The 15,625-nt window shown below is 36.4% G+C and carries 15 protein-coding genes; 7 read left to right on the forward strand and 8 right to left on the reverse strand.

The features are described from left to right. Positions 1-8: 8 nt before the first annotated feature. A complete protein-coding gene (rpmG, locus tag C1634_RS10280; protein ID WP_027373683.1) occupies positions 9-191 on the reverse strand; it encodes a 50S ribosomal protein L33 in 183 nt (60 codons plus the stop codon). A 6-nt stretch (positions 192-197) separates the two neighbouring features. Beyond that, entirely contained in the window at positions 198-440 is a 243-nt protein-coding gene (rpmB, locus tag C1634_RS10285; protein WP_002976757.1) for a 50S ribosomal protein L28, read from the reverse strand. A 243-nt stretch (positions 441-683) separates the two neighbouring features. Between rpmB and C1634_RS10290 the strand changes: the two genes are divergently transcribed. Further along, a complete protein-coding gene (locus tag C1634_RS10290; protein ID WP_228410053.1) occupies positions 684-2,393 on the forward strand; it encodes a T9SS type A sorting domain-containing protein in 1,710 nt (569 codons plus the stop codon). 227 nt (positions 2,394-2,620) lie between these two features. Here C1634_RS10290 and lnt read toward each other — a convergent pair whose 3' ends face one another. Together lnt and C1634_RS10300 are read right to left on the reverse strand one after the other, a co-directional pair. Further along, positions 2,621-4,255 carry an apolipoprotein N-acyltransferase gene (gene lnt, locus C1634_RS10295; protein ID WP_103234358.1) on the reverse strand — a complete coding sequence of 545 codons (1,635 nt, stop codon included), beginning with the start codon at positions 4,253-4,255 and terminating at the stop codon, positions 2,621-2,623. Positions 4,256-4,325: 70 nt separating this feature from the next. Next, positions 4,326-4,667, reverse strand: a complete 342-nt coding sequence (locus C1634_RS10300; RefSeq protein WP_103234359.1) for a winged helix-turn-helix transcriptional regulator — start codon at positions 4,665-4,667, stop codon at positions 4,326-4,328. 93 nt (positions 4,668-4,760) lie between these two features. On the opposite strand from C1634_RS10300, the gene C1634_RS10305 reads away from it, so the two are divergent. The 3 genes from C1634_RS10305 (at position 4,761) to C1634_RS10315 (ending at position 6,236) form a co-directional block, all read left to right on the forward strand. Then, positions 4,761-5,129, forward strand: coding sequence for a nuclear transport factor 2 family protein (locus tag C1634_RS10305; RefSeq protein ID WP_103234360.1), 369 nt, complete (start codon positions 4,761-4,763; stop codon positions 5,127-5,129). A 24-nt stretch (positions 5,130-5,153) separates the two neighbouring features. Beyond that, positions 5,154-5,720, forward strand: coding sequence for a hypothetical protein (locus tag C1634_RS10310; protein WP_109738368.1), 567 nt, complete (start codon positions 5,154-5,156; stop codon positions 5,718-5,720). Between the two features lie 102 nt (positions 5,721-5,822). Then, positions 5,823-6,236 (forward strand): VanZ family protein, encoded by a 414-nt coding sequence (locus C1634_RS10315; RefSeq protein ID WP_109738369.1) that lies wholly within the window; start codon positions 5,823-5,825, stop codon positions 6,234-6,236. Here C1634_RS10315 and proC read toward each other — a convergent pair. The 4 genes from proC to C1634_RS10335 all read right to left on the reverse strand — a co-directional run bounded on the left by proC (position 6,226) and on the right by C1634_RS10335 (position 10,130). After that, a complete protein-coding gene (gene proC, locus C1634_RS10320; protein WP_103235624.1) occupies positions 6,226-7,029 on the reverse strand; it encodes a pyrroline-5-carboxylate reductase in 804 nt (267 codons plus the stop codon). The two genes, C1634_RS10315 and proC, sit on opposite strands and share 11 nt — an antisense overlap. Positions 7,030-7,409: 380 nt before the next feature. Beyond that, positions 7,410-8,423: a UDP-N-acetylmuramate dehydrogenase gene (murB, locus tag C1634_RS10325; RefSeq protein ID WP_109738370.1), complete on the reverse strand. Its 1,014-nt coding sequence runs from the start codon at positions 8,421-8,423 to the stop codon at positions 7,410-7,412. 5 nt (positions 8,424-8,428) lie between these two features. Beyond that, the gene (locus C1634_RS10330; RefSeq protein WP_103234592.1) at positions 8,429-8,914 is read right to left on the reverse strand and encodes a hypothetical protein; all 486 of its coding nucleotides are present in this window, start codon (positions 8,912-8,914) and stop codon (positions 8,429-8,431) included. Between the two features lie 10 nt (positions 8,915-8,924). Beyond that, entirely contained in the window at positions 8,925-10,130 is a 1,206-nt protein-coding gene (locus C1634_RS10335; protein ID WP_103234591.1) for a pyridoxal phosphate-dependent aminotransferase, read from the reverse strand. Positions 10,131-10,355: 225 nt separating this feature from the next. Here C1634_RS10335 and C1634_RS10340 point away from each other — a divergent pair, with 225 nt between their 5' ends. The 3 genes from C1634_RS10340 to C1634_RS10350 all read left to right on the forward strand — a co-directional run bounded on the left by C1634_RS10340 (position 10,356) and on the right by C1634_RS10350 (position 15,615). After that, the gene (locus C1634_RS10340; RefSeq protein ID WP_103234590.1) at positions 10,356-12,854 is read left to right on the forward strand and encodes a GEVED domain-containing protein; all 2,499 of its coding nucleotides are present in this window, start codon (positions 10,356-10,358) and stop codon (positions 12,852-12,854) included. Positions 12,855-12,997: 143 nt separating this feature from the next. Beyond that, positions 12,998-14,182, forward strand: a complete 1,185-nt coding sequence (locus C1634_RS10345) for a hypothetical protein (RefSeq protein WP_103234589.1) — start codon at positions 12,998-13,000, stop codon at positions 14,180-14,182. 11 nt (positions 14,183-14,193) lie between these two features. Further along, positions 14,194-15,615, forward strand: a complete 1,422-nt coding sequence (locus tag C1634_RS10350; RefSeq protein WP_103234588.1) for a hypothetical protein — start codon at positions 14,194-14,196, stop codon at positions 15,613-15,615. Positions 15,616-15,625 lie beyond the last annotated feature (10 nt).

Here is a 15,625-nt window from a genome sequence, read left to right on the forward strand (position 1 = left end):
TTTATAAATTACTTAATTTCTTTGTGAAGGGTAGATCTCTTAAGAACAGGATTGTATTTTTTCAATTCCAATCTCTCTGTAGTGTTCTTTTTATTTTTTGTAGAAATGTATCTAGACATTCCTGGCATACCGCTTTCTTTGTGCTCTGTACATTCAAGGATTACTTGAACTCTATTTCCTTTTTTTGCCATGATTTATTAATTCTTTTTAATCAATCCGTTTCTAGTAGCTCTTTCAATAGCTTCTTCGATTCCAATCTTGTTAATCACTCTCAATCCATGAGCTGATACTTTCAGTGTAACGTGCTTATCTTGCTCTGGAAGGTAAAACTTCTTCTCTAATAAGTTAATTTCAAAACGACGCTTCGTTTTGTTATTAGCGTGAGAAACGTTGTTACCAACCATTGCACGCTTTCCTGTTATTTGGCAAATTCTTGACATATCTCGATGTTCTTATTTGTATAATATTTGAGAGTGCAAAATAACGAAGAATTTTTTAGATAGACAAATCTTTTGGAAAATATTTGTAAATAAGTGACTGATTAATAATATTGAATTTTTAAAATAGTAGAATCCTTGGGATACAGCAGATAATGGGTCCTGATATATTTCATACAGGCTTTTTTTTAAGCAAAGAATTTAATAATCTATCTTTGTTTTTAATTAATCTAAATAAAAATAATCATGAGGAGGATTTCTATTCTATTGTCTATGCTGCCTGTTGGCCTGATGGCTCAAAACTTTACTGAGATACAGACCAGCATGAATAATTTTTACTATTCGGCAGCTGATATTGCGGATATAGACAACAATGGTACAATGGATATTGTACTGAACGGAGCTATAGATTCTGATGGCGACGGAAACGTAGATAGTACTTATAATGAAGTATATCAGAATAATGGAACGACATTGTTGCCTTATGCAGGATTGGGAATTGATGCCAACCATTTGGGGGATATTAAGTTCATTGATTATAATAATGACGGGCTGATGGATATTATTTCCACCGGACTCAGCTATATGGATATTGTTAATTATAAACACTATCGATTCAAAAATACAGGGACAGGGTTTGTAAAAGAAACTGAACTTCCGGGGAAAATCTATGGATCGATGGAAGTTTTTGATTTTAACCATGATGGAAAACCAGACTATGCCATCAATGGAACTCAATATGCCCATGGAGGTGGTTTCAGAAATACATTAGATTATTATAAAAATACAGGGAATGATTTTGATATGACAGAGAATTGGGTTGACGGAACCCAAAACGGAAGTTTCAAAATTGTAGATTTAAATAATGACCATCTTCTGGATCTTGTGATTATCGGATCGGATATCAATGGAGCTCCGGTTTCTAAGGTATACATGAACCAGGCAGGTGTACTTACACATACACAGGATCTTGCTCCGTTATCCGGTGGGAAAATAGATTTTGCAGACTTTAATGCAGATGGATTTCAGGATATTGTTGTGATAGGAAAAGACGGAAATGATGATGGGTATTTTGCTGTTTTAATGAATGACGGTACCGGTACATTGACTCCCCAGGTGATTGCTGTAAATGATATTTCGGATGCATCAATAAGCATTGGTGATCTTAATAATGACGGATATTATGACTTTATCATTGCTGGAAACGAAAATTATAATGCGGTTGTAAAAACCTATATATACAATACTTCCGATCATAAGTTTAATGAAGGAACAATAACGGGTATTACTCAATTGGGAGGCCCCGGGCTCGTACATCTTTTTGATTTTAATAATGATCATCATCTGGATATCCTGCTGGGAGGGTTTGACTGGGCAACGACTGATCTGCCTTCACTGACTAAGGTCTTTAAAAATAATTCTACAGCAGAAAACGCAAAGCCGACTCCTCCCACTCAGCTGAATATGACCAAAAACGGGAACCACTTTAATTTTACATGGAGTGGCGCCTCGGATGATAAAACTCCGGTGAATGCTCTGCGTTATGAAATTACGGTGGGATCTACACAGGGAGCACATGACATTGCTAAATATGTTGTGACAACTCCTTCCTGGTTTTTGGATCTTGATCCAGCTATTCAGCATGTGTATTGGAGTGTAAAGTCTATTGATGCCTCAAAAGTATATTCTGATGCTTCTGTGCAAAGTGTACTGGGAACAGCAGAAATTAAATCTGACAAACAGCTTGTCATTTATCCCAACCCAGTATCGGATAAAGTATATATCAAAGGAGAAAAAGTTTCGGAAGCTGAAATGTATTCAATGGACGGAAGAAAACTTAATATTACGGTAAATGGAGATCAGTCTATTGATGTTTCTCATTTACCCAAAGGAGTATATCTATTAAAACTGAAGATAAAAAACGAAATAACCACCAAGAAGCTTACGATTAAGTAATTGAATCAATTCTATCTTCTATCAATGAGAAAAGCCAGACGTCCAGCTGGCTTTTCTCTTTTTTTTGTTCTAAATATTTTACATATTTAAGTAAAAGTAAAACTTCATACAATAAAAAACTGTGTAATCAGCAAAATCAGCGAGAAAATATAAGGCTCGCAAATCTTTCAGGTTACACAGTTTTTGTGTTATTCGTGTGGAAACTTGTGCAATTTGTGTTTAAAAAATTACGCTTTCTTTGTTTTCTTTTTAAACCATTCAATCAGATAATAAAACAGTAAAAATCCTAAGGCAAAGATTGAAAACCTTGAAAGAAGATCACCGGCTCTTGTATAGAACGTCATGGTATCATAAAGATTCACTTTTGCAAATAAAGCGGTCTGATCTCCATAAAAAGTATCAGCAGTAATCTCACCTTTAGCATTGATATGCGCTGAAATACCACTATTGGCAGCACGGGCAATTTCTCTTCTGGTTTCAATGGCTCTCAGTTTTGCGTAAGATAAAAGCTGTTTGTGTCCTTCTGTAACCCCCCACCAGGAGTCATTGGTCATAATCCCCAAGAAATTAGCACCCTTTTTCACATAGTCTGTTACAAACTCACCATAAATACTTTCATAGCAAATGATAGGAGCTAATTTTCCTTTGTTGTAAGGATTTGAGAAAGCAACCCTTTCTTTGTCTGTTCCTAAAGAAGCCACAGTACCTCCAAGATTGAGCATAGCATCTCCTAAAAGTGGTTTTAAAACATTCATATAAGGGAATATTTCAACACCCGGTACCAATTTCCCTTTGTGGTAGGCCTGAACTTTTTGATTAGGTACAAGCTGAATCGCTGTATTATAGCTGCTCACCCAGACACCACTATTGATGGGGTACGCTTCTTTAGGCAAGTCAGCAGGATTATAATAAAAACGGTGTGAAGAAATTCCTGTTGCAAAAACAGATCCCGGATGTTTGGATAAAAATCCTTTGATATTGTTTAAAAGTAAACTTTTTTCAAAAGCAGTTTCAGAAATAGATCCTCTTCCGGGAAGGGCTGTTTCCGGAGCTATATAATAATCTATTTTACCTGTTGAGTTTTTTTCAGCGAGTGCTAAAAGATCCTGCTCTATAATTAAACTGTCTTTTGAATATTTTTCAGCATAAGGATCAAGGTCCGGTTGTAACATCAGTACGTTGACCTGTCCAGTTGGTTTTTCATCAAAATTATTGTATTTGATCACGGAAATAATCATAGGAAGAACAATTAAAGCTCCTACAATAGAAGAATTTTTAATCAGATCCTTTCTCTTTCTTCCCGCTTCCCATGTTCTTATTGTATAAAAGATCAGAACATTGATCAGAAGGATCCAGAAGCTTCCTCCTGTAGCTCCCAGTGTATCATACCATTGGATCAGCTTCGGGTAATCTGAAAATACATTTCCCAGATTCAGCCAGGGCCATGTCAATTCCCAGCCCATATGAAACTTTTCAAAACTCATCCAGATTGCGATCAGAAACCCAAGTCCCCAATAGGTTCCCTGAGCATTTTTATACCAGTGATAGCATTGAAATACCAAAGAATATAAAAAAGAATTTACCAGGACGGGGAATAAAACAGCCAGTAGAGAGTGGCTTCCATCCGGATTCTTTGCGCCATACAGCCATCCTGTAGTGACTACATTCCAGATTATAAAGCAGAGGTATGACAATCCAAAGACCACCCAGCTCTTTCTTTTGTAATCAGAAAATTTTGAAACCCCATGTTCCATCATCAGAAGAGGGACAAGGGCAAAAAATATAAAAAACGGGACCCCATAAGTTGGCCATGAAACCGACAGCAGCATTGCTGAAATAAGTGTAAGTAAAACGTATTTCATTGAAATAAAATATAATGTAAAAATAAGGTTTGTAATAAGAAACTCAAAGTCAAAATAGATTATTAAAAAATTAATTTTTTAAAGCCATATCTTTAATTCCCCAATCCTGAATGGTCATAAGGATCGGCATAAAGGTTTTTCCATATTCTGTAAGCTGATATTCTACTCTTGGCGGGATTTCTGCATAGATTGTTCTTGCAATAATATGATCCTCTTCCATTTCTCTGAGCTGATTCACCAGCATTTGTTTACTGATCATGGGAATGGCTTTTTGAAGCATGCTGAAACGGTTCACATTCATGCTTATTCCATACATGATTACGGTTTTCCATTTGCCTCCTACTTTATTGTAAAAATGAGTTACCGGACAATTATTGGGATTGAAATCTTTGTTTTTCCTTTTATTTTCCATTGGTCTAAAAAAATATACTATAAATAATAATTGAGACTAGTATTAATAAGTAGTACAAAGGTAATAACTTCGTGGATATAAAGACAATAAAGTATGGATAATAAAGAATTAGTATTAAAAGCAATCACCGCTGTTTTTGTTGATAGAGATATTACAGCATTCGATACCTATTTTGGAGATCATTATATTCAGCATAACCCTTCAATTCCCAACGGAACAGAAGCTCTGAAGCAGTTTGTGCCAGCTTTACCTGAAGATTTCAAATATGAGCCGGGAACCATTACAGAAAATGGAGATATTATAATGATCCATGGACGATACCAAAACTGGAATGGGAAAAATATGATTGGAGTGGATATCTTTAGGATAAATGATCATAAAATAGTGGAGCATTGGGATGTATTGCAGGAAGAAGTGACCGCCGAAAATTCTGTTAATGGAAATGGAATGTTTCCCATATAATTAATTAAAAAATTCAACAGCAGTATGGTAGAGCAGATAAGAAAAAAGGCTTTGGGAGAATGGGAGAGTATTTCAACAGAAATCCGTCCAAGTGCATTAAAAAATGCAGATGGAAGTCTGAAACCCTTTTATTTGAAAAGATCATTTACATTTCTTCCCGAAGATAAATTTGAATTGGAAATTATTAATTATGCCGATGCTTACGGAGAAATACCTTTAGCTAAAATTGCTCTTAAAGGACACGTAGAATGGAAAGGAAGTCACGATATTGCAGAAGGAGCACAAAAAGTAGATTTTACGGCCGATGAGGCTTATGAAGTAACCCCTTTAATTCCAAATTTTACCGTTGTTTTAAATACCCTTGCCAAAGAGAATTTTGAAGTGTGGGAGACCGGAAAATCTCAAAGTATATTTAGAAAAAAGTTTTTGCCGTTTGGATTGGTGGAAGGACAGGTTTTTAAGGAGTATGACCTGATCTATATTTTCAATGATATGATGTTCTGGGGAGCAAGAAATATTGACGGCAGAGGTTTTGACACAGAAGAAAACCGCCCGACAAACCTGCAGATCCCAATGAAAAGAAAATCATAATGATATAATCTGAAAAGAGAGTCGTATTGGCTCTTTTTTTATGGGCATAAATTTTTAGAATATATTGTAAGCAGAATTGAAAATGAATATATTAGCAGTTCAATGATGAAGAAAATATATAAAATTATTATTGTTCCGTATACTCTGTTTCTGCTCTATCTGATGTTTTGGGGAATGGGCAGATTTCAGTACGAAGAAAATCTCATTACTGTAGAACCTGTTTTTTCGACGATAAAATTTATCCAGGGTACAAATAAAACGATAGATATTGTAAAGATTGTTTTAGGAAATGTTATCATGTTTATTCCTTTTGGATTTTTGGGCTGGGTTTTCTCTGACCTGAAAAAGCTGAAGCCATTACTATATAGTTTTATCTCATGCATCGTTATTGCCGAAGCTCTTCAATACTTTACAAGAATGGGCATATTTGAAGTAGACGATATCATCCTGAATACTTTCGGGGTGTATTTAGGATGGATATTTTGTAGAGCTATTGAAAGAAAATTTAATTATTAAGTTCCTTGGCGCGTTTTTCAGCATTCAGAATTCCTTGTTTCAGAATTTCTTTGAGACTGCTTTCTTCAAATGTTCTTAAGGCTGCTTCAGTTGTTCCTCCTTTAGAAGCAACATCTTTAATCAGTTCCTCAAGATTTTTTTCTGAGTTATTGATCAAATGATAAGCCCCAAGCATTGTCTGCTTTACAAAGAGTTTAGAAAGATTTTCTTCAATTCCCATTTCAATTCCTGCCTTGATCATCGCATCAATGATATAGTAGAAATAAGCGGGACCACTTCCGGAAAGGGCAGTGACACCATCCAAAAGGTTTTCATCTTCCAAATAAACAGATCTTCCGGTGCTGTTCAGTAATCTTTCGATATTAATGAGCTGACTGAAAGAAATTCCGTTGGCAGCAGTATAACCCGTGATTCCCATTCCTAAAAGAGTAGGAGAGTTCGGCATTGCTCTTACAACAAGCGGATGATTCAGTGATTTTTGAATTTTTTCAATATTGATTCCGGCCATGATGGATAATACCATCTGGTTTTCTTTAAAAGTAAATTGAATGTTTTGAACAACCGCCTGGAAATCCTGAGGTTTTACAGCGATAATAACCAAATCAGCATCAACATCTTTCACGTCTGCAAATGTGGAAATTTTAGACTTGGGAAATTCTTCAGCTATTTTGGAAATTTTGGATTCACTTCTGATAATAAGGTGCAGATGCTCAGGTTTGATCAGTTCGTATTTCAAAAATGATTTTGAAAAAGAGAGTCCCATATTTCCGGCTCCAAGAATAGCTATTTTCATCTAGAATTGTAATTTTAAGCTAAAATAATGATTTTTTGGGGATGTATTGTTATTGAATACGTTGTAATGCCATTAGAAAACGTTAAGGCGCAAAGATTTTGAATAATAATGATATTCCTAAAGTTTCATTAAAACAAAATATTCTCGCAGATTTAGGAGATTAGGCAGATTTTTCCATAAACATCCGTGTGATCTGTAAAATCAGCGAGAGATCATATTATATAAAATATACAGAATTCAGTTTTATCACAGATAAAATCTTTGCGTCCTAAAACAACAAAGTAAATTAAAAATCCTTGCGCCTTAGCGTTTATCCAACTGATCTATTTTAAGCGATAATAAAAAAGCTGCACTCATCATGAATACAGCTTTTATCTATTTTATAAAATATTTACTTCCCGCTCAAGCTCTATACCGAACTTTTCTTTCACAGAATTGATAATCTCCGTAGAAAAATCAAAAATTTCTTTTCCGGTAGCATTTCCGGTAGCATTGATGATCACCAGGGATTGTAATTTGTGTGAACCGACATTCCCGATCTGCTTCCCTTTCCATCCACATTGTTCAATCAGCCATCCTGCAGGAACTTTTACCCTATCTCCATTGGGATAGCCCTGGATATTTTCAAATTGTTGTTTCAACGCTTCAAATTGAGCCAAAGGAATCGTTGGGTTTTTGAAAAAGCTTCCGGCGTTTCCGATTTCTTTAGGATCCGGCAATTTGCTTTGTCTGATATTGATGACTGCTTTTGAAATATCCTGAATAGTTGGGTCTTTAATACCAAGATTCTCCAGTTCAGATTGAATCGCTCCGTACTCTGTTTTGATATGGTGGTCTTTTTGGGTAAGCTTAAAAGTGACTTCCAGAATAACATATCTTCCTTTTCCTTCCTGTTTGAAAATAGAATCTCTGTAACCGAACCTGCATTGCTCTAGGTTGAATGTTGCAAGTTCAAGATCTTCTAAATCCAATACCAGACAACTGACAAAAATATCTTTGATCTCTGTTCCGTAAGCCCCAATATTCTGCATAGGAGAAGTTCCTACATTTCCGGGAATTAAAGAAAGATTTTCCAGTCCGCCATAATTTTTTTGTAAGCAGTACATCACAAATTCATGCCAGTTTTCACCTGCTTTTGCTGTGACCAGGACTTCATTTTCATTGATGCTCTCTTCGGAAATTCCATTTAAATTAAGCTTGATGGCAAGGCCTTCAAAATCTTTGGTAAGAAGAATATTGCTTCCGCCTCCCAAAAACAGAACCTGAAGAGATTGAGTCTTCGAGAAAACAAGTGCTTCCTTTAATTCATCAATAGTATTGACTTCAGTGAAATATTGGGCTTTAGCTTCAACACCGAAGGTGTTATAAGGCTTCAATGAAAAATTTTCTTGCATGTTTTTTATTGGTATTCTTTAGGAAGAATCTTGTCTAGTTGTTCTTTAAGTTGTTGTAGCTGCTTGTAATGTAAAGTATCCGCATATGCATTCACATAGATATGTGATTTTTTCGGAGTACGGATCTGAAATGTTTCATCTATACCGTCTACCGATTGCTGGCTGGGAGAACTTTTTATGTGGTCAAGATCAACAATATTGACTGATGATACAAGCTGTTTCCAGGTGCTGGAATTGATGGCAGAAGCCCATGCTTTATGGGTTTGATTAGCCGTTATTCCTTTTTCTGCAAAAACGGAATCTTTGGTGACTTTAATGATCCTGTAATTTCCAAGGTTTCCTTCAATATGAGATACACTGATGAAAGTAATCTCATGCGGATTTTTGGAGGAAGCTGCCTTTTCGGTTTTTTTTGAGTCACATGAAAAAAATGCCGACAGCAAAAGAATCGAAAACAGTATTTTCAGATATATATTTTTTGTTGTCGGCATAGGGTATATTTTACAGGCTAAATTCTTCTCTGTACTTCTTTAAAGCTTCTTTAAGGATTTCAGCACTTCTTATTAAATCTTCTTCTTTCAGCACGTAAGCAATTCTTACCTGCTTCTTGCCCAATTCCGGGTTACTGTAGAATCCTCCTGCAGGAGCAACCATGATCGTCTCATTATTCAGAGAATATTTTTCAAGCAGCCACTGTGCAAATTTTTCAGTATCATCTACCGGAAGTTCAGCGACACAGTAGAAAGCACCTCTAGGTTTAGGGCAGATAACACCAGGGATGGCGTTCAAAAGATCTACCAATACATTTCTTCTGTGAGTATACTCTTCTCTTACTGCTCTGATGTAAGGACCATCGTTCTGGTGTGCAGCTGTTGCAGCAATCTGTCCCAAAAGAACAGGGCTTAATCTCGCCTGTGCAAAAAGCATAGCAGCATTACGGATCTTGTTGGAACGTGTAAGCAGACATCCGATTCTTACTCCACACATAGAGTAACGTTTAGATTCAGAGTCTATGATGATACAGTTTTCAGCTAATTCAGGGAAGTCTAGCATTGAGATCTGCTGCTTTCCATCGTATACATATTCTCTGTATACTTCATCAGAGATGATAACGATATCATATTTTAAAGCAATTTCTGCAAGTTTTTGAAGCTCTTCGCGGGTATACAGATATCCGGTAGGGTTTCCAGGGTTACAGATGATAATTGCTCTTGTTTTTTCTGTGATTTTTTTCTCGAATTCCTCAATAGGAGGCAAAGCAAAACCAGTGTCAATAGTAGAAGGTACTGCTACAATATTCACATCGAATGTGCTGGTGAAACCGTTATAGTTAGCATAGTAAGGCTCAGGAATAATCACCTCATCACCCTCATCACATAAAGTAGAGATAGCAAAGTTAAGGGCTTCAGACCCCCCATTGGTAACAATGAAGTTATCGGGAGTAATATCTGAAAAACCTAATGAATGATAATATTCTGTAAGGGCTTTTCTGTATTCTATATTCCCTTCAGAAAGCGCATATTCCAATACTTTTAAATCGATGTTTTTTAAAGCATTTAAAGCTGTTTCCGGAGTTTCAATATCAGGCTGTCCGATATTAAGGTGATATACTTTTATTCCTTTTTGTTTTGCTTGTAACGCAAAGGGAACCAGTTTTCTTACCGGCGATGGCGGCATATGCAGTGCTCTGTTTGAAATATTCGGCATTGTTCAAAAAATTTGTATGACAAAAATAGGATTTAATTTCTCAATAATAAAATTAAGGATCAATAAGAAATGGCTCAATTTTCTTTAATCTTTTTTTAAGCTCTCATAATTTTCAGGTATCAAAATGCTAATATTTGACTCTGATTGTAATTATTTTACTTTTTCTTTAAAAATATCTTTTTTGTATTGTTATTTTTACTAAATTTCGCCACAAATGTGAACAAAATGGCAATAAATTTATTTTCTAGGGTGATACCTGCTATCGCTCTGTTTTCTGCCTCTGTAATGATGGCTCAAAATTATCAAACTATGCCGGTTGCTTCGGGCTTTACAGCTGACGTAATTGCAAACGGGATAGGATCTTCAACAATTACTACAAATAATGACGTAGACGGAGTTTCTTATGCTTTTGTAGCTAAAGATTTCCAGCTGACATCCACAAGTGCAGCGATTTCGTATGGTATTCCTATTGACGGAATTATTAATTCTGTAATAGCAACAACTCCCGGACTGAGCTTTCAGCTAGCAAGTTTGAATGCAAATAACTCTCTAAGGCTGGCTGCGGTAAATGATGCCGGAACTTTGGCATTTACAACACCAAAAGCAGTCATCAAGCTGTATATGCTTGCCGTAAGTGGGAGTGGTACTTCTACAATAAACGTAGTGGTAAACTTTACAGATGGCAGCTCACAAACATTTTCAGGAATCAGTCTTCCAGACTGGTATGGGGGTACCAACTTTGCCGTACAGGGAATAGGAAGAATAAAAAAACCTGGTGCGATTCCTGCCAGTGGTGATGATGTTCCTTCTCCTGAGGGGGGAACAAACCCAAGATTATATCAAAATGAACTGGCAATAGATGCTGCAAATCAGGCGAAGCCGATACAAAGTGTAACAGTAACCAAAGTAAGTGGCTCTGGTTTACCTAACGTTTTTGCTTTTTCAGCAGATGCCTATTCAGATTGTGCACCTCCAGTATTGCAGGCGGTTTCAGGAGTAACGGCTAATTCTGCTTTAGTTTCATGGACGGCTCCAAGCAGTGCTGCCAGCTATGATGTGTATCACAGCACTTCCAGTACAATACCTGCAAGTACAGTAACACCTACTTACCCGGCAGTATCTGGTACGAGTAAAACGATAGGAAGTCTTAATTCCAATACAACCTATTATTATTGGGTGAGAACCAATTGTAGTTCTGCAACCAGCCAAAGTGCATGGTCTTTTGCAGGGACATTTAAAACAGCTTGTTCTACGTTCACGGTTCCGTATACAGAAAATTTTGATACTACAAGTGTAGGGTCTTCAACAAATACCAATGCGCCAAGCTGTTGGGCATATTTAGAAAGTGCTTCATTTACTGGGTATGGGTATGTAACGACAACCAATAATTATTCAGCACCTAATGCTTATTATTTATATAATTCTACCGCTAGTACAGGGAGTCAAATGTTAGTTTCACCTCCAACTATAAATCTTTCAGATGGTACTAAGCGTGTGAGATTCTATGCAAGAACGGGAACAGCGGGTACAACACTATTAATGGGTACTTTATCAAACCCTGCAGATCCAGCTTCTTTTACGCAAATTGGTTCTCCTATTGCTTTAACAACTACCCATACACAATATACTGTTAATATTCCTGCGGGGTCTGATTTGCAATTAGCATTTAAACATGGTTTAGGTGGTTCAAATCGTGCCATTTATATTGATAATATTACCGTTCAGAATATTCCTTCTTGTCTTGAACCTACTGCAGTTACAACACCCAACGTAACGATGAACTCTGCAGTGATCGGTTGGACAGCACCTGCTTCAACACCTGCAAACGGATACGAAGTATATTACAGTACAACCAATACAGCACCTGATGCTACTACAGTTTTAAACGCTTCGAACTCTGCAACTTCTGCTACAACTTCTGCCCCTTTGAATTCGCTATCTGCTGATACGAACTATTATGCGTGGGTAAGATCTTCATGCAGCGCTACAGATAAGAGTATTTGGAGTGATGTTATAGCCTTTAGAACAGGCTATTGTCAGCCTTCATCTAGCGGTCAGGCTTCATGGCTTTCTGCCTTCAATTCTACAGGAGCACTTATAGACATGACTTATGCATCCGGTTCCAGTGTAGCGGGAGGATATCAAAACTTAACTACAACTAATAATAGAATAACAAATGCTCCAGGATCCAGTACCAATATTTCTTTCACAGCAGGAGGTCCTACATGTGGAATTGCAGTTTGGGTAGACTGGAATAACAATTTAACGTTTGAAACTTCAGAAAGAATGTTTGTTACGTCAAATTATGTAACAACTACTACGGGATCTATTACTGCACCTGCGGGAACACCAGTAGGAAATTACAGAATGAGAGTGGTAACGGATTATAACAGTACAGCACCTGCAAGCCCTTGTACAGCCATTTCAAGAGGAGAATTTATTGATTTTGTATTTGAAGTAGCGACCTCTTTGTCAACTTTAGAAACAGGTGCGAAGAAAAAAGAAATCAGTGTATATCCTAATCCATTCAAAGATGTTCTGCATATCGCTGATATCAAAGATGTGAAATCTGTAACGATCACGGATGTGGCGGGAAGAGTAGTGAAAACTATTGATCAACCTACCAATGAACTTCAGTTAGGTGAATTGAATGCCGGATTATACTTAGTGACAATGAACTTTAAAGATGGCTCAAAATCAACAGTAAAAGCCATTAAGAAATAAAATTTTTTGAGTTAATAATTTCTGTAGGCAGTTGCATTCGTGTGGCTGCCTTTTTTATTGTTGATTTAATAATAACTGGAAAAATTATTCTTCAAAAATGTTGCTAAAATTATTATAAATTTGCGCTGAAAACTATACTATCTATGAATAAACTTAAACTCCTTTTTTTAATACCATTATTCTATTCTGAATTTTCACAGGCTCAAAGAATTGATAAAGAGATTATCAGTTTTCAGCTTCTGAAAGAGCCGGTTTTTCCTACGGAACTTTCCAACAGAAATTATACGATTACCGTAAAATCTCCCTATAATATTACAAAGGAAGATGTTGTAAGATTGTCAAAAGAAGACTATCAAGGAAAGGTAGACAACTATCAGACGAACGTTGAAAATGCCAAATATGAACATCAGGAAAGATTAAAAGACTATGATGCTGAGGTAAAAAAACTTCAGGAAAAATATAAACTTGAATCTGCAGAATACAGCAAATTATCAGCGGTTGAAAAAATTGCGGCAACCAATGGAGCTCCGGTATTGAGATTACCTTCAAGACCTATAATTAATATTCCTCCGATGCCGGTTTATCAGCAACCGGATCTGAGAGATGCCTTAATTGTGGATAATAAAATTCTGGCTTCTCAAATGGACGTGTTGGGGTTTTCAAAAGGTGGAAATTATCTTGACATCGTCATTGAAATGGAAAGAACAAACTTTCAGGACAACCAGGGGAAAACTTTTGCCAATCAGCCAACAAGGATCATCGCAAAACAGGGTGGCGCTGTAAAACTGGACAAAGCCTATTTCTCAGATTTTGCGGAAATAGCAAGTGTTCCAACCAATGAAATCAATCTGAATGCCCAGGAGAAAAGATACCTGCAGAGAACGATGGATCGTACACGGAATATTATTAATGAAAACTTCGGTTATCAGACCATCAATTCTACGGTGACCTTATCAACGGTAAAAAATAAAGGAGAGTATGACGATCTGGAAAAAGCATATATCTACGTGACGACGAATCTGAAAAAACTTCAGGCAAAAACGGACTATGCGCCAAATAAAGTAGCCATGGAAAATATGCAGAAAGGAATTGACATTTGGAAAAGTGCTTTGACAAAAGTGAATTACAACGACAAAAAAGCTCCTTACAATCAAAAGATTGGAGAATACCTTTATTTTAACCTGATCAGATTAAATATTGCTTTGGGTAATTACCAGGAAGCTGAGAAATATTTAAATGAATTACAGGAACATTTGGTAGATATTAAACTATCCTATGATGCTAATCTTGAATTGAAAAGATTAGAAGAAAAAATTTATAATAACTAAAGAAAAACAATATGATTAAACAGATTATTGCTTCGGCATTAATTACGGCTTCGGTGTATTCTTATGCACAGACGAAGGTGACTGAAGGAACAAAATTCACGGTGGATGCCAATCTTGAAACCGATGACAAACTGGTATTGGCAGATGATTACAATTCTTATATGTTCAGCGCTATCAATATAGACGGGCTAATGAGAAATGTTTTCCCTCACAAGAAATTACTGATGAGAAAACTGGATCAAAACGGAAGTCTTGTAGACACTTATGTAAAAGATTACGCCAATAAAACAAACGGCGTACTTCACAATTATCTGGGATCTCAGCAGATAGATGATGATAAATTCATAGCATTTACGGAAGAGTATTTCGGAAAGGAAAACAGAAAGGAAGTTTTTCAACATGTTTTCAGCAGAAAGGAAGGAACTTTTACCACAAAGAGCATTGCAAAATACAGCATTGAATCTACCAATAGATCAGGAACAACGTATGTTCTTTTCTCAGAAAACGGGAAATATGCTGCGATCTTTAACGACAGATTTGCCAACAAAAAAACGGATAATGTGAATGATGTTCTGGTATTGGATCTGAGAACACTTACTCCGGTTTGGAATAAAGAAATTACATTGAGCAATGATTATGTTGAAAAGTCTTTAACATTAACGAATTCAGCAAAGATAGTTGTACTGCGTAAAGCTGCGGGATGGAAAGAATCTTATAAGCTGGAACTGGTTTCCAATACTGAAGATAAAGACCTTTCTTTCGATGACAAATATATTCCTGAAAAATTATATGCGTTCAGTAAAAATGACAATGATTATCTGGTAACTTTTGGAAGAAAAAATGCTGCAGTTACGATTGGAGCAAGTACTTTCGGAACGGTAATGTTCTATGATATGAAGTCTGGAAAAGCGGTGATCAGCAATACCAATTTAGCAGGAAGCAAAGACATGAACGATGTGAAAGTGATCAAAACAATTGTAAAAGGGGATGAGACTTTAATGGCTGTTCAGCAGGAAACTGTGACAAGGCCAATGCCTACAACAATGAACCGTTTCCCAGATCCTGTTTATTCTTTGGATGCCGGAATGTTGATCAAGTTTAATAAAGAAGGAGAGGTAAAGCAATTTGTGGCTGCCGGAACTTCTACAGGAAAGAGAATCAATATTGTTGAAGCTGGAGATAAGCTTTATATTTCTGCATTTTATCCTAAGGGAGCATTCGGGAATACAGGGTTTTCTATGAAAGTTTTTGATTTTGCCAACCTGAAGCCTCAGGAAGTAAGCCTTGATTATAAAGGAAGAAACTTCTTCCAGAACTACGGTTTTGCAGACGGAAATATGATCCAGTATGTTCCAAATGTCAACAAAATGATGTTCCTTCAAAAGAGCAGCAAAGATGTTCAGATGTTCAATGTGTACAATTTTATAAAATAATTGTATTTTA

This window comes from Chryseobacterium viscerum (assembly GCF_002899945.2).
Taxonomy (GTDB): domain Bacteria; phylum Bacteroidota; class Bacteroidia; order Flavobacteriales; family Weeksellaceae; genus Chryseobacterium; species Chryseobacterium viscerum.

Bases quoted from the DNA above. Each gene is read 5' to 3' on its own strand.
- C1634_RS10335 (WP_103234591.1), bottom strand. From the start codon at position 10,130: ATGCCGAATATTTCAAACAGAGCACTGCATATGCCGCCATCGCCGGTA.
- C1634_RS10340 (WP_103234590.1), top strand. From the start codon at position 10,356: ATGGCAATAAATTTATTTTCTAGGGTGATACCTGCTATCGCTCTGTTT.
- C1634_RS10310 (WP_109738368.1), top strand. From the start codon at position 5,154: ATGGTAGAGCAGATAAGAAAAAAGGCTTTGGGAGAATGGGAGAGTATT.
- C1634_RS10305 (WP_103234360.1), top strand. From the start codon at position 4,761: ATGGATAATAAAGAATTAGTATTAAAAGCAATCACCGCTGTTTTTGTT.
- murB (WP_109738370.1), bottom strand. From the start codon at position 8,423: ATGCAAGAAAATTTTTCATTGAAGCCTTATAACACCTTCGGTGTTGAA.
- C1634_RS10315 (WP_109738369.1), top strand. From the start codon at position 5,823: ATGATGAAGAAAATATATAAAATTATTATTGTTCCGTATACTCTGTTT.
- C1634_RS10350 (WP_103234588.1), top strand. From the start codon at position 14,194: ATGATTAAACAGATTATTGCTTCGGCATTAATTACGGCTTCGGTGTAT.
- lnt (WP_103234358.1), bottom strand. From the start codon at position 4,255: ATGAAATACGTTTTACTTACACTTATTTCAGCAATGCTGCTGTCGGTT.
- C1634_RS10300 (WP_103234359.1), bottom strand. From the start codon at position 4,667: ATGGAAAATAAAAGGAAAAACAAAGATTTCAATCCCAATAATTGTCCG.
- rpmG (WP_027373683.1), bottom strand. From the start codon at position 191: ATGGCAAAAAAAGGAAATAGAGTTCAAGTAATCCTTGAATGTACAGAG.
- rpmB (WP_002976757.1), bottom strand. From the start codon at position 440: ATGTCAAGAATTTGCCAAATAACAGGAAAGCGTGCAATGGTTGGTAAC.
- C1634_RS10330 (WP_103234592.1), bottom strand. From the start codon at position 8,914: ATGCCGACAACAAAAAATATATATCTGAAAATACTGTTTTCGATTCTT.
- C1634_RS10290 (WP_228410053.1), top strand. From the start codon at position 684: ATGAGGAGGATTTCTATTCTATTGTCTATGCTGCCTGTTGGCCTGATG.
- proC (WP_103235624.1), bottom strand. From the start codon at position 7,029: ATGAAAATAGCTATTCTTGGAGCCGGAAATATGGGACTCTCTTTTTCA.
- C1634_RS10345 (WP_103234589.1), top strand. From the start codon at position 12,998: ATGAATAAACTTAAACTCCTTTTTTTAATACCATTATTCTATTCTGAA.